General features: G+C 56.6%; 14 protein-coding genes and 1 tRNA gene. 13 read left to right on the top strand and 2 right to left on the bottom strand.

Features of this window, described 5'->3' with window-relative positions:
• Positions 1 to 185: 185 nt before the first annotated feature.
• The 8 genes from secY to rplQ all read left to right on the top strand — a co-directional run bounded on the left by secY (position 186) and on the right by rplQ (position 5363).
• Positions 186 to 1526: a preprotein translocase subunit SecY gene (gene secY, locus BISA_RS04550; RefSeq protein ID WP_033890504.1), complete on the top strand. Its 1341-nt coding sequence runs from the start codon at positions 186 to 188 to the stop codon at positions 1524 to 1526.
• An 89-nt stretch (positions 1527 to 1615) separates the two neighbouring features.
• Complete coding sequence (locus BISA_RS04545) at positions 1616 to 2176, top strand: adenylate kinase (RefSeq protein WP_033890502.1); 561 nt, start codon at positions 1616 to 1618, stop codon at positions 2174 to 2176.
• 157 nt (positions 2177 to 2333) lie between these two features.
• Complete coding sequence (gene infA / locus BISA_RS04540; RefSeq protein WP_003808114.1) at positions 2334 to 2552, top strand: translation initiation factor IF-1; 219 nt, start codon at positions 2334 to 2336, stop codon at positions 2550 to 2552.
• A gap of 21 nt (positions 2553 to 2573) precedes the next feature.
• Positions 2574 to 2687, top strand: a complete 114-nt coding sequence (gene rpmJ / locus BISA_RS04535) for a 50S ribosomal protein L36 (RefSeq protein ID WP_003814578.1) — start codon at positions 2574 to 2576, stop codon at positions 2685 to 2687.
• Between the two features lie 147 nt (positions 2688 to 2834).
• Positions 2835 to 3212 carry a 30S ribosomal protein S13 gene (rpsM, locus tag BISA_RS04530; RefSeq protein WP_014484255.1) on the top strand — a complete coding sequence of 126 codons (378 nt, stop codon included), beginning with the start codon at positions 2835 to 2837 and terminating at the stop codon, positions 3210 to 3212.
• Positions 3213 to 3298: 86 nt separating this feature from the next.
• Entirely contained in the window at positions 3299 to 3697 is a 399-nt protein-coding gene (gene rpsK / locus BISA_RS04525) for a 30S ribosomal protein S11 (protein ID WP_003829907.1), read from the top strand.
• Positions 3698 to 3777: 80 nt separating this feature from the next.
• Positions 3778 to 4773: a DNA-directed RNA polymerase subunit alpha gene (locus BISA_RS04520; protein ID WP_033890500.1), complete on the top strand. Its 996-nt coding sequence runs from the start codon at positions 3778 to 3780 to the stop codon at positions 4771 to 4773.
• 92 nt (positions 4774 to 4865) lie between these two features.
• Complete coding sequence (gene rplQ, locus BISA_RS04515; RefSeq protein ID WP_033890498.1) at positions 4866 to 5363, top strand: 50S ribosomal protein L17; 498 nt, start codon at positions 4866 to 4868, stop codon at positions 5361 to 5363.
• Positions 5364 to 5578: 215 nt separating this feature from the next.
• Here rplQ and truA read toward each other — a convergent pair whose 3' ends face one another.
• Positions 5579 to 6493: a tRNA pseudouridine(38-40) synthase TruA gene (gene truA / locus BISA_RS04510; RefSeq protein WP_033890496.1), complete on the bottom strand. Its 915-nt coding sequence runs from the start codon at positions 6491 to 6493 to the stop codon at positions 5579 to 5581.
• A gap of 160 nt (positions 6494 to 6653) precedes the next feature.
• On the opposite strand from truA, the gene BISA_RS04505 reads away from it, so the two are divergent.
• The 3 genes from BISA_RS04505 (at position 6654) to BISA_RS04495 (ending at position 9907) form a co-directional block, all read left to right on the top strand.
• Positions 6654 to 8834 carry a circularly permuted type 2 ATP-grasp protein gene (locus BISA_RS04505; protein ID WP_033890495.1) on the top strand — a complete coding sequence of 727 codons (2181 nt, stop codon included), beginning with the start codon at positions 6654 to 6656 and terminating at the stop codon, positions 8832 to 8834.
• Positions 8835 to 8950: 116 nt separating this feature from the next.
• Positions 8951 to 9751, top strand: a complete 801-nt coding sequence (locus BISA_RS04500) for a transglutaminase family protein (RefSeq protein ID WP_033890494.1) — start codon at positions 8951 to 8953, stop codon at positions 9749 to 9751.
• A 71-nt stretch (positions 9752 to 9822) separates the two neighbouring features.
• Positions 9823 to 9907 (top strand) — tRNA-Ser (locus BISA_RS04495).
• Positions 9908 to 9957: 50 nt separating this feature from the next.
• Here BISA_RS04495 and BISA_RS04490 read toward each other — a convergent pair.
• A complete protein-coding gene (locus tag BISA_RS04490) occupies positions 9958 to 10701 on the bottom strand; it encodes a hypothetical protein (protein WP_051917366.1) in 744 nt (247 codons plus the stop codon).
• 254 nt (positions 10702 to 10955) lie between these two features.
• Between BISA_RS04490 and nusA the strand changes: the two genes are divergently transcribed.
• On the top strand, positions 10956 to 12011 hold the full coding sequence (gene nusA, locus BISA_RS04485) for a transcription termination factor NusA (protein WP_033890491.1): 1056 nt from the start codon (positions 10956 to 10958) through the stop codon (positions 12009 to 12011).
• A gap of 261 nt (positions 12012 to 12272) precedes the next feature.
• Positions 12273 to 13156 (top strand): translation initiation factor IF-2 N-terminal domain-containing protein (locus BISA_RS04480; RefSeq protein ID WP_033890490.1); only part of this gene is annotated, 884 nt, incomplete at its 3' end.

The following is a 13156-nucleotide window of genomic DNA, read 5'->3' as shown; positions in this document are numbered from 1 at the left end:
TACGGGGAGCTGAAATAGCTCAGTAATAAACCCCCGATCGCCGATTGGTGAGCGGGGGTTTATTTGTATAGTCTGATAACAAATCTCGAGACATCGGTGTTTTAAGTAGGTACGTTAGACTATGCTCGTTCGATAGTTTGTGTATTTCGCGTGCTTTGTCGCACGTTATAGGGGAGGAAACCCAGGTGAGGACACTAATCCAGGCCCTGAAGACCAAGGAACTCAGGAAGAAGATTCTCTTCGTCCTGTTCATCATCATCATTTACCGTATTGGATCGTTCATCCCAACCCCGGGCGTGGATTACAATGTGGTCAACTCCTGCATGTCTAAGATTGGCAGCACGTCCCAAGAAAACTTCATCGGATTGGTGAATCTCTTCTCCGGTGGCGCAATGTTGCAGCTGTCCATCTTTGCTTTGGGCGTGATGCCGTACATCACCGCATCCATCGTTGTGCAGCTGCTTCGCGTGGTTATTCCGCGCTTCGAGGCTTTGCACAAGGAAGGACAGTCCGGCGAGGCCAAGCTCACTCAGTACACGCGTTACCTCACCATCGGTCTGGCTGTGCTGCAGTCCACCACCATTCTGGTTACCGCCCGCTCAGGCGCGCTCTTCAACTACCAGTGCGATCAGGTTATCCCTGACGGTTCCGTGTGGAACCTTGTCGTGATGGTACTTGTTATGACCGGTGGCACCGGCTTCATCATGTGGATGGCAGAGCTCGTGACCGATAAGGGTATCGGTCAGGGCATGTCCATCTTGATCTTCATGTCCATCTGCTCCGGCTTCCTGCCTCAGCTGTGGGAAATTGGCTATGGCACCAACGGCACCGATGGCAATTGGGGTAAGTTCGCCATCGTGGTTTCCGTGCTCGTCGTCATCCTGATCTTCGTCGACTTCGTGGAACTGTGCCAGCGTCGCGTGCCGGTTCAGTACACCCGCCGCATGATTGGCCGCAAGATGTACGGTGGCTCCTCCACCTACCTGCCGCTGAAGATTAACATGTCCGGTGTTATCCCGCCGATCTTTGCATCCTCCATTCTGGCCATCCCGACGTTGATCGCTCAGTTCGGCAAGTCCGATCAGTCTTGGGTCAAGTGGATTAACTCCAACCTGGCAAACACCACTTCCGTGTGGTACATCGCACTGTACGCACTGATGATTGTGTTCTTCTGCTTCTTCTACACCTCGATTACCTTCAACCCGGACGAGACTGCAGACAACATGAAGCAGTACGGTGGCTTTATCCCCGGCATTCGCGCTGGCAACGCCACCAGCCGCTACCTGACCTATGTGATGAACCGTCTCAACACCGTGGGCGCTGTCTACCTGCTGTTCGTGGCACTGATTCCTACCGTGCTAATCATGGCTCTCGGCCTTAACGCTCAGCTGCCGTTCGGCGGTACCACGATCCTGATTATCGCCGGCGTCGGCCTCGATACTCTGCGTCAGGCCAAGGCCCAGACCGAGCAGTTCCAGTACACTGGCTTCCTGCTTGAGAACGTGGATCACGTTGAAGGCAAATAGTCTGTAACGATGACGGCACGATAGGTCAAGAGACCGTCGTGCCGTTTTACGTAACTCATAACCGATAACGAAACACAAAGGAGACCACCATGCGTCTGCTCATCATGGGACCTCAGGGCGTTGGCAAGGGCACTCAGGCTGCTCTGCTCGCCGAGCACTTCAACATCCCGACCATCTCCACTGGCGATATCTTCCGTTACAACATCAAGAACAAGACCGAACTGGGTCTTGAAGCCATGAGCTACACCGACAAGGGTGAGCTGGTTCCGGACTCCCTGACCAATAAGATCGTCAAGGATCGTCTCGCCAAGGAAGATTGCGCCAACGGCTGGATTCTTGATGGCTACCCGCGTAACGCTGCCCAGGTCGAAGCCCTCGACCAGATGCTTGAAGAGCTGGGCACTCCGCTTGACCATGTCGTGGCGCTCGAAGCCGATCGCGAAGTGCTGCTGGAGCGCATGAAGAAGCGTGCCGCCGAGCAGGGCCGCGCCGATGACACCCCGGAAGCGATTGCGAAGCGTCTGGAAACCTACGAGAAGGAAACCGCCCCTCTGCTGGACATCTACAAGTCCCGCGGCCTGCTGGTTCTCGAGAATGGCGTCGGCGAAATCAGCGAAATTAGCCAGCGCATCATTTCCGATTTGAAGTAATCGTTACGATTACCATAGAATCTTTTCCGTACCCCTGTGCGACACGCCGAGTGTTGCACAGGGGTACCTCTGTATACGCCCTTGTATATATTTGACATTTGGTGTGTCTTCGTATGCACCCGTAGTAATTCGTCCAACGATAGGAAACCAGAGGCACATGGCAAAAGACGGTGTGATTGAAGTCGAAGGTCAGGTAGTGGAGGCATTGCCGAACGCGATGTTCCGCGTTGAGCTCGAAAACAAGCACATCGTGCTCGCCACTATCTCCGGCAAGATGCGTAAGAACTACATCCGCATTCTGCCTCAGGATCGCGTGGTGCTTGAAATGAGCCCCTACGACCTGAACCGCGGACGCATTACGTACCGCTATAAGTAAAGGTACAAGTAAAGGATAACCATGAAGGTCAGCCCTAGTGTGAAGCGAATCTGCGAAAACTGCCGCGTGATTCGTCGTCACGGCCGCGTCATGGTGATCTGCACCAACCCTCGCCACAAGCAGCGTCAGGGCTGAGAGCAGATTCTCCAGCGGCACAAGTAAATAAGGCACTCACTCACAGTGCTTCCCGAAAGGGAACGACACTGAACCACGGGTACGTAGGCCCGTGCCGGATTACCGGGCGAGCGGGTGCAAGACCTACGGCAACAAGAAGGAATCGCAATGGCACGTCTTGCCGGAGTCGACATCCCCAATGAGAAGCGCATCGAGATCGCCCTCACCTACATTTTCGGTGTGGGTCGCACTCGTGCCAAGGAAACGCTTGCCGCGACCGGTATCAACCCGGACATCCGCGTCAAGGATCTTACCGACGAGCAGCTGATTACGCTGCGTGACTACCTCGAGGCCAACTACAAGATCGAGGGCGATCTGCGTCGTGAAATCGATGCGGACATTCGTCGCAAGATTCAGATCAACTGCTACCAAGGCCAGCGTCACCGTAAGGGACTTCCTGTGCGCGGTCAGCGCACCAAGACCAACGCTCGCACCCGCAAGGGCCCGAAGCGTACGGTCGCCGGAAAGAAGAAGGCCACCAAGTAAGAGTGGCATGATCCGAGCCACGGGATGAATGCCATCCCATCGCCCGGGCACAATCAACAAAGTTCGTTACTAGGAAACGAGGGTCAATGGCAGCTCCAAAGCAAGCCGCTCGTAAGCCTCGTCGTCGCGATCGCAAGTCGGTCCCGGTCGGCCAGGCTCACATCAAGTCCACTTTCAACAACACGATCATTTCCATCACCGATCCGTCCGGCGCTGTGGTGTCCTGGGCCTCCGGTGGCGATGTCGGTTTCAAGGGCTCCCGTAAGTCCACGCCGTACGCTGCTGGTATGGCTGCCGAGTCCGCTGCTCGCAAGGCAATGGAACACGGTGTCAAGAAGGTCGACGTGTTCGTCAAGGGCCCGGGTTCCGGTCGTGAAACCGCTATCCGCTCCCTGCAGTCCGCGGGCCTCGAAGTCGGTTCCATCACCGACGTCACCCCGCAAGCCCACAACGGCGTTCGTCCTCCGAAGCGTCGTCGCGTCTGAGCACTCAGCAATACCAAATCAATCCAAAACCGCTTAACCGGTGAGTGCACCACCGAGTTCAAGCTGAAAGGATAACCACAGTGCTTATTGCACAGCGTCCGACTCTGACCGAGGAATCCCTGAATCCGCAGCGCTCCCGCTTCACCATCGAGCCGCTCGAGCCTGGCTTCGGCTATACGCTCGGCAACTCGCTGCGTCGCACGCTGTTGAGCTCCATCCCTGGTGCGGCTGTGACCTCTGTGCGTATCTCCGGTGCTCTGCATGAGTTCACCACTCTGCCGGGCGTCCAGGAAGACGTCACCGAGATTCTGCTCAACATCAAGGGCATTGTGCTCACCAGCGAATACGACGAGCCTGTGGTCATGTACCTGCGCAAGAGCGGCAAGGGCGAAGCTACCGCCGGGGATATCACCCCGCCGGCCGGCGTCACCATTGCCAATCCGGATCAGCACATCGCTACCCTCGCTGAAGATGGCGAGCTCGAGATTGAGTTCACCGTCGAGCGTGGCCGCGGCTATGTGCCGGCTCAGATGAACAAGCAGGACAATGGTGAAATTGGCCGCATTCCGGTTGATTCCATCTACTCCCCGGTGCTCAAGGTGAGCTACAAGGTCGAGGCCACCCGTGTGGAACAGCGCACGGACTTCGACAAGCTCATTCTGGACGTGGAGACCAAGCCCGCCATCTCCCCGCGTGATGCGGTGGCTTCCGCTGGTTCGACCCTGGTGGAGCTCTTCGGCCTGTGCCGTGAGCTCAACACTCAGGCCGAAGGCGTTGAAGTTGGTCCGGCCCCGGTGGCCGAGGAGACCAACCCTGAGATGGCTGTTCCGATTGAGGACCTCAACTTGACGCAGCGTTCTTACAACTGCCTCAAGCGCGAGGGTATTCACACCATCGGTGAGCTTGTCTCCCACACCGAGCAGGACCTGCTCGACATCCGCAATTTCGGTATGAAGTCGATCGATGAGGTCAAGGAGAAGCTGCAGGCTTTGGGCCTGAGCCTCAAGTCCTCGCCGATGGCCTTCGACACCAATAATCTCGAAGGTGGCACTTTCTTCTCGCCGGAAGACGAGTGATCTGCCTCTTTTGACAAACCGTCCGTAATGGCATGCGGATGTTCGGGCATATGCCCACCTGCATGCCAGGCGGATAATAAGGAGTAAACCCAATGCCTACACCTAAGAAGGGCCCGCGTCTGGCTTCCAGCCCTGCGCACGAGCGCCTCATGCTGGCAAACATGGCGACCAGCCTGTTCCAGAACGGCCGCATCACCACCACTCTGCCGAAGGCCAAGCGTCTTCGCCCGCTGGCTGAGCGTCTGATCACCTTCGCCAAGCGTGGTGATCTGCACTCCCGTCGTCGTGTGATGCGCGTCATCCGCAACAAGTCTGTGGTGCACGTTCTGTTCACCCAGATTGCCGAGCAGATGGAACAGCGTGAAGGTGGCTACACCCGTATCGTCAAGATTGCTCCGCGCGTTGGCGATTCTTCCCCGGCTGCCATCATCGAGCTCGTGACCGAGCCGGTGGCTAAGAAGGCTGTCGTGAAGGAAGCTGAAGCTGCTACCAAGGTTGCTGACGAAGCTCCGGCTGCTGAAGCTGCTGCTACCGAGGCTCCGGCTGAGGAGACCGCTGCTGCTGAGGCTCCGGCCGAGAACGCCGAGTGAGCATCTCGCTGAATTAGCGCTTAGCTAAGCAAAGAGGGTTGGAATCCAAGTGATTCCAACCCTCTTTCGCATATGCGCACATAAAGCTTTGTATTTTTCCACGGTGTGGCAATTTTCCCACGGTGTGGTATTGCAAAACGGCTTTATTCTGCGGTTTATGCTGTTCCGCAAATAAATGGTTTACCACGCCGTGGAGCTTTTGCTGCATGGTGAGCTTACGGCAGTGTGCGCACGGCGCGGATGGCTTCGGCTCGCGTGGCCAACTGGTCATCAGCAGGATAGGCAATGTGTTCCAACGTCAATCCCTGCGGCGCAATCGGACCACTTGATCCCTCGCGCACTGGGTCAGCCATTTTTCCGGCGAACCAATCCAAAGATTTACGGCCGGAGCCAACCTTGACGCATGAACCGACCAAAGAGCGCACCATATTGCGCGCAAAGGCATCAGCCACAATCGTAAATACCAGTAAACCGGACTCCAACGAAGGTGTCCGATACGTTTCACCCATCGCCAAACCATCCGGTACCAGTGGAGTAGCCGGCACCCGCCGCCAATATGCGGTTTTCACTTCGCGTATCGTCGTACCTCCAGGATTCGGCGTTGCAAACGAGCCAAAATCATGCAGCCCTATCGTCATTGCTGCAGCTTGATTCATCACATCGATATCCAGCGATTCATCCACGCGCAGTACACAGCCTCGCAACCGTGGATCAACCTCACTTGAGCGATCGGCCACACGATACACATATGTGCGTTCCAAAGCAGAGAATCGTGCATCAAAACCATCTGGTGCCGCGGATACCTGATGGATCACAATGTCAGCAGGCAGTACAGCCTTCAAACGTCGTGCCAAAGCCTCGCAGACCGACACATTCATATGACCCATGCAGCGGGCCAACACATCATCGCTGACGTCCAAATGCGCCACCTGATGCGAGGCATGCACGCCGGTATCCGTGCGACCGGCCACCGTGAGACGCAACGGTTCATCGGTATCATTTACAGGCACTCGCAGTACTTTATGCAACGCGTCTTCAATCGTGCCCTGAACGGTACGAAGTTCGGGCTGGCGAGCCCAGCCGAAGAATCCGCCGCCATCATATGCAAGGTCAATTCGCAGTCGTGTCATAGCCCACCATCTTAACGAGAGCAGCGCCGCAAGTGACCTGCCCGTAACAAACCAGCACATTTGATGAAACGGTGCGGCCCTAGGTTATAACCATCAAACCCAGTCGCGGTGGGTAGGCGTGAGCGCGCGCCAAAGCCGCAACAGCAAGGAGCATGGCACGATGATTGAATCAGCCGCACACAAGCTGGCCCATGAATTGGTGAACCGCCGCGAAGCGATCAACCGTGAGTTGTCTCGAAACGGTGTGCGTTTCGGCATTTATAAGAACAACGAGTATCACGACCGACTGTTTCCTTATGATCCGGTTCCGCGCATCATCGAATCCGATGAATTCGATGAGCTGGAGAAGGGCTTGAAGCAGCGCGTCAATGCGTTGAACGCCTATCTGAAAGACATCTATTCGGATAAATCAATCATCCACGATGGCGTAGTGCCGGAAGAATATGTGTACACATCGGCTGGTTACTTCCCACAGGTGAACGGCGTCACTCCTCCCGGTGGGATTTTTGCGCATATCGCCGGTGAGGATCTGGTACAGGGCGAGGACGGGCGCTGGTGGGTGCTTGAAGATAACCTGCGCATTCCTTCCGGTGCCAGCTACCCGTTGTTCGTGCGCGATATCGAGCGCCGCATCTCTCCACGACTGTTCCGCGATGTGCGTATTCGAGACAATCGTGAATACCCTCGACTGCTGCGCAAAGCTATGGATTTCGTCTCCACTGAAGGCATCGCTGTGGTGTTGACTCCAGGGCGCTACAATTCTGCGTTCTTTGAGCACGCCTATTTGGCGGAGAAAACCGGTGCCGCCCTTGCCTTCCCCGAAGATCTTGAGGTTGTGAACAACAAGGTGTTCTTCCTTGACTACGCCGGCAAGCGTCACCGCGTAGGCGTGGTGTATCGCCGTCTGTCCGATGAGTATTTGGATCCGTTCGCTTTCAACCCGGATTCTGTGATCGGTGTGCCGGGAATCCTGTCTGCCTACCGCGCGGGCAATGTGGCCATTGTCAATGCGCCCGGTAATGGTGCTGCAGATGATAAGGCCATCTATTACTTCGTGCCGCAGATGATTAAGTACTACCTCGGTGAGGAGCCTATTCTGCACAATGCGCCCACATATATGCCAATGTTCGAGGCTGACCGTAAGGAAGTGCTCGATCGCATGGGTGAGCTGGTCATTAAGGATGTGGCTGAGGCCGGTGGTTATGGTGTGGTGTTTGGCTCTTCTCTGGATGCCGCCGCACGCGAGGAACTGGCCGATCGCATCAAGGAAGATCCGCGCCGATTCATTGCACAAGAGGTCATCCAGTTCCGTGATATTGATGTGGTTGACCCGCAAACTGGCGAAATGTCGCCGCGCAAATGCGATTTGCGTGCTTTTGTGGTGACCGGCAAGAGCACTCACGTATGGTATTCCGGTCTGACTCGCTACTCGTCGGTACCCGGCCAGATGATCGTGAACTCCTCTCAAGGCGGCGGTTTCAAGGATACTTGGGTGTTGGCTCCTGAAACCGGTGTGGAACATGAGCTCGGTGCCGAGGTACAGATCGCGAACCTGTTGAGCCAGTCCCGCCACCATTCGCTCTCCTTGGTGACCGCTTCCAAGGCGGACAACCTGTACTGGCTAGGCCGTTACACCGAACGCGCCTTCACTACACTGAACCAGTTCTTCCCGTTCTATGACCGTGTGATGGATACTGATGTGGATGCCTTCCGCCCGTTTGCTCATGCGCTTGATTTGCCGGAAGACTTTGAAGACTTCGACGAGTTCGTCAAGAGCTTCCTTTACGACGGCTCCAATCCCGATTCCGTGCGTTCCGCGGTCACCGCAGCATTCAATAACGCGGTGATCCTGCGTCCGGAACTGAGCTCTCGCCTGCTGCAGTATGTGGAGCTGGCCATGACCAACATCACCGATGCAGCCAAGAAGGCCGCCGATGCGGATGATATTTACAATCAGCGCGACATCGCCGACGACATGCTCGCCTTCTGGGGAGGCATTGAAAACTCGCCGGTCGATCCCACACTGAAAGCGTTCGTATTCATTGGCAAGTACTTGGAGCGTATCGACCTGTATACGCGCTTCGGCCTGTCGATGGAAGAAATGGATGCTCCGCTGCGGAAGCTCGCGTCTTATTCGATGGTGCTGGACGGCATGCCATTGCCGAGCTGCTTCGCAGATGGCTTGAGCTGGCTGGTGGGCCAGCTGCCGGCTCGCGGCTACGATCAGGTAGCTACGCTGCTCAAGAAGTATCTCGATGACTATTCAGGTCGTGTCAGCGCTTTGGCAATCAAGGACATGGGCTCGTTGAGCGCCATGAATATGGATGCCAAGCGCTTCTGACGCGTTGCAATGCTATGGTGAGATGCGGCAGGCTGGGCTACTCATAATAATGGAGCTTTGCGAGCCGCATCCACTGGAATTGCATCACCTATATTGCTGATATCGCAGGAGAAGTTGTGAAAAAACTCGTATTCGACTATGAGATGAAGCTCTCGTTCAGCTCTCCTGTTACCGATCATCGATTCCAGCTGCGTTGCATTCCGGCTACCGGCCCTCGCCAGCAGGTGATTGATGTGGAGGTTAAACTCCAGCCTGACGTTGAACTTGATACCACGATTGATTCCTTTGATTCCGTGGTCATGACAGGTTTTATTCCTGAGCCGCATGATGTGTTCAGCTACTCGGTAACTGGTATTGCGTTTGTGGACAACGCGCACATCAAGAAGGAAATCTACAAGCCGCTGTATCGCTTCAATTCCGCCCTGACCATTCCCGGCCCGTGCGTGGAAGCGATGATTGATGTGTGCGGCAAGCGTCTGGCCAAGCTCCCGGAGGATGCAACTCCAGTGCAGCGCGCCGTTGAAGTGATGGACGAAGTCTATAAGGCCTTCGTGTATACGCCAGGTTCCACAACGATTCGTACCACCGCCGAACAGGCGCTCGCTCAGCGCAAGGGCGTCTGCCAGGATTATGCCCATGTGATGCTGTCCGTATGCCGCCATGTTGGGCTCACCGCCCGATACATCGCCGGTCTGCTTGGGGGAGAAGGCGCCACACACGCGTGGGTGGAGGTCTATCAGGGCGGTCGTTGGATTGGCTTGGATCCGACTCATAACCGCATGGTTGACGATAACTACATCACCATCGCTCATGGTCGCGATTACCGTGATTGCATGCTCGATATCGGTATCTTCTCTGGATATAACGTTGAGCAATCCCAATGGGTCAATGCTTCGGTGCATGAGCAGATTTCGTGATGAGCGACAAACCCGACTTGCCTCGTCGGCAAAGTATGGCATAATAAACAAGTTGCCTTTATGGGCAGCATGGATGAATGTCCGAGCGGTCTAAGGAGCACGCCTCGAAAGCGTGTGAGGTGAAAGCCTCCGCGAGTTCGAATCTCGCTTCATCCGCCTTTAAGGGTCCCGGTTTCCGGGGCCCTTTTTTGTGTTTATGAGTTTCGTTACTCAAACAATGCGGCATCGCTGCTGGGATAGCCGAGCTGCATGGCCGTATAGGCATGCTTGGCCACCAATGCAGCCAGAATCATCGTGGTATCGGTATCAGGCTTCGCTTTGGTGCTGGTCACGGCCTCTATCTCGGCGCGGGCGCAATCCATTTCGATAGCCGCCGTGGTAGGTACGTTCTGCTCACTGGCTTTGTCCGCAATGGTGACCGGATTGGCGAGCAGATTTTCGATGGCATACACCTTTTGACGAGGATCGGTATGCGCCGAGGAGTGCATGGTGTCAACTAAAGATACCAATTGCTGGGCTGCGGTTTTGTGCATATCGCTCAACGGCAAGGTTGCTCCAGCGGTTGCTCCGCGCGCGGCAAGAACTTCAATAGCGAAGCCGGCACGGTCTTCAGCAAGAGCCATAGCATCCAGCGCCGATGCACTGATGGAAGCAGTGGTGACACCATCAAGGCGAGCAGGAGTCACCTCAGGAGCAGACTGGCCATACTTATCCGCCAATAGAGCAACTACCATCTTGGATTGGGCATTGCGCAAGGTGCCTTCGGCAAAGCGATCCGTGCAGTGGCCGGCAACATCAATCCAAGCCAATGGCGCGGCAAGCTCGGTGACGTAATACTGCAATTGCGGCGTACCTTGAGGCGGCGTATTGCCGGCACGTGCCGTGGTCAGAGCTTTTTCGCAGGGACTGAGCTGTTGTTCGGCTTCGGCGCGCCCAGCCAGACGAGGCATGGAGCATGCGGATAACGCGCACAGCATAGCGCTGGCGCATAGTGCGGCCACTAGTTGTTCGCCGTGGCGCTGGGTATAACGCATGAGAGATGATAGAGCACTCCCGATGTGTGGGTCTTCACTCCTGCGAATGGCGGTGCAGGGCGATGCCGAATCGGAACTAGGGGAGTGTGTCTGCATGGAAAACTAGACTAATAGCAAACTGTGACCATTCAAGGCCATGCGCCACATAACTTCATAGGAGGTACGGATCGATGGAACTGGACCTGACAGGAATGCACAAGCTCGCAGCCGAGCAAGGAATCGAACCGGAGACTCTTGATGAGGCGCTGGCTGAAGCTCTTCGCCTCGCTTACCTCAAGACCCCGCACGCGGCCAAGCATGCGCGCGTGGAGCTGGACGAGCGTTCCGGTAGCTTCACCGTGTGGGCCGCCGATGAGATTCCGGTGGAACCCACTGAAGAAGACCCGTACCCTGCTCCGAAGCTGGGTGAAGAATATGATGACACCCCGCATGATTTCGGCCGTCTTGCCGCTGCCACCGCGCGTCAGGTCATCACCCAGCTGTTCCGTAAGGCAGAAGATGAAAAGATCTTCGGTGCATTCTCCGGTCAGAAGGGCAAGCTGATTACCGGTATTGTGCAGCAGGATGTTTCCGATTCCTCTAACGTGCATGTGGCTATGGGCGATGTTGAAGCCCTGCTGCCTCGCCGCGAGCAGGTGCCGGGTGAGCGTTACCGCCACGGCGAGCGTATTCGCGTGTACGTGGTGAACGTGGCTCGTGGTATTCGTGGCCCGGAAATCGTGGTATCCCGCTCTCATCCGGAGCTGGTGCGCAAGCTGTTCGAGCGTGAGGTGCCGGAACTGGTTTCCGGTGCTGTGTCCATCATGGCCATTGCTCGTGAGGCCGGCGCTCGTACCAAGATTGCCGTCAAGGCCAACACCGAGGGTGTGAACCCGAAGGGCGCACTGATTGGCCCCGGTGGCTCCCGCGTGCGTGCGGTGATGGAAAACCTTGGCCCGGAGAAGATCGATATTGTTGACTACTCCGATGATCCGGCCAAGTTCGTGGCCGCTGCACTTTCCCCGGCCGTGGCAACCGGTGTGCAGGTGATTAGCGAAAAGAACAAGACCGCCATCGCCTTCATCCATGACGATCAGCTTTCGTTGGCTATCGGCAAGGAAGGCCAGAATGCTCGTCTTGCCGCGAAGCTCACCGGCTGGAAGATCGGCATCGAATCCGCTGAGGCTCATGCGAAGAAGGTTGCCGCTGAGCAGGCAGCTCGTGAGGCTGCCGAGCCGCAGAACTGAGTGATCTGCTGCAAGTTAGGTATATAGACTGCCCAAAGACCGCGAATTGTACCGACAATGGTACGGCTCGCGGTCTTTGTTATGCTATCCAGCGCTATGAGTATGCTTGATTGGCGTATGTGGGTTGTCGCAGTGTGCGTAAAATCGCCCGCACAAAAGCGAGGTAACACGATCATGGTCGAACGATGAGACAGGGTAGGCTTGCCGTCATCACCAACTGACCGCGCTCTTGTACGCGTGGTCACAGAATAGGAGTAATTAGTGGGGAAACCACGCGTTTATGAATTAGCCAAGGACTTGCACGTCGACAGCAAGACCGTTCTTGAGAAGCTCAAGGACATGGGAGAGTTCGTCAAGTCCGCTTCTTCCACCATTGAGCCGCCGGTGGCTCGTCGTCTGAAGGCTGCATTCGCCAAGGATAACGATAAGAGCGGCGATAAGGGCAATGCTAAGCCCGCAGCTGCAGTTCCGCATAAGCCAGCTGCACCGAATACGACTCCGGCTGCCGCTGCACGCAGCGCCAAGAGCGCACAGGCTACGCCGGCTGCTCAGCAGAATAGCCAGAATACTCAAAATCATCACGCAACGCCGACTCCGGGTGCTCGTCCTGCACGTCCGGGCCAGGGCAATGCACGCCCGCAGAGCGGTGCTCGCCCGGCAGCTCCGTCTCCGGCACGTCATGGCGGTCAGCACGAAAACCGTGAAGGTGCTCGTCCGGCACGTCCAGGCCAAGGTCGTCCGAACGGTGGCCAGCCTGGTCAGCATCAGAACAACCGCAATGGTTCCGCTCGTCCGGCTCCGCACGGCAACGCTGGCGGCAACGGTAATAATGGTGGCAACAACGCTGCCTCCAATGCTATTCCGCGTCCGCACGCTCAGGGTCCGCGTCCGGGCAATAATCCGTTCTCCCGCAAGCAGGGCATGCATACGCCTACGCCGGGTGATATTCCGCGTCCGCATCCGATGGCTCGTCCGACTGCTGAAGGTGGCCGTAATGGTCGTCCAGGCCGTCCGGGCCAGGGACAAGGCCAGGGCCGTGGCTTCCGTGGCGGTCGTCCGGGCCAGGGCGGTCCTCGTCCAGGCCAGTGGGGCCATAACCGTCCGGGTCAGGGCGCTGGCGCTCAAGGCGGTGCCCAGGGCGGCGC

Source organism: Bifidobacterium saguini DSM 23967 (assembly GCF_000741715.1).
GTDB classification, from domain to species: domain Bacteria; phylum Actinomycetota; class Actinomycetes; order Actinomycetales; family Bifidobacteriaceae; genus Bifidobacterium; species Bifidobacterium saguini.
The sequence above is the reverse complement of the archived record's forward strand: the minus strand, read 5'-3'. Positions and strand labels throughout refer to the sequence as shown.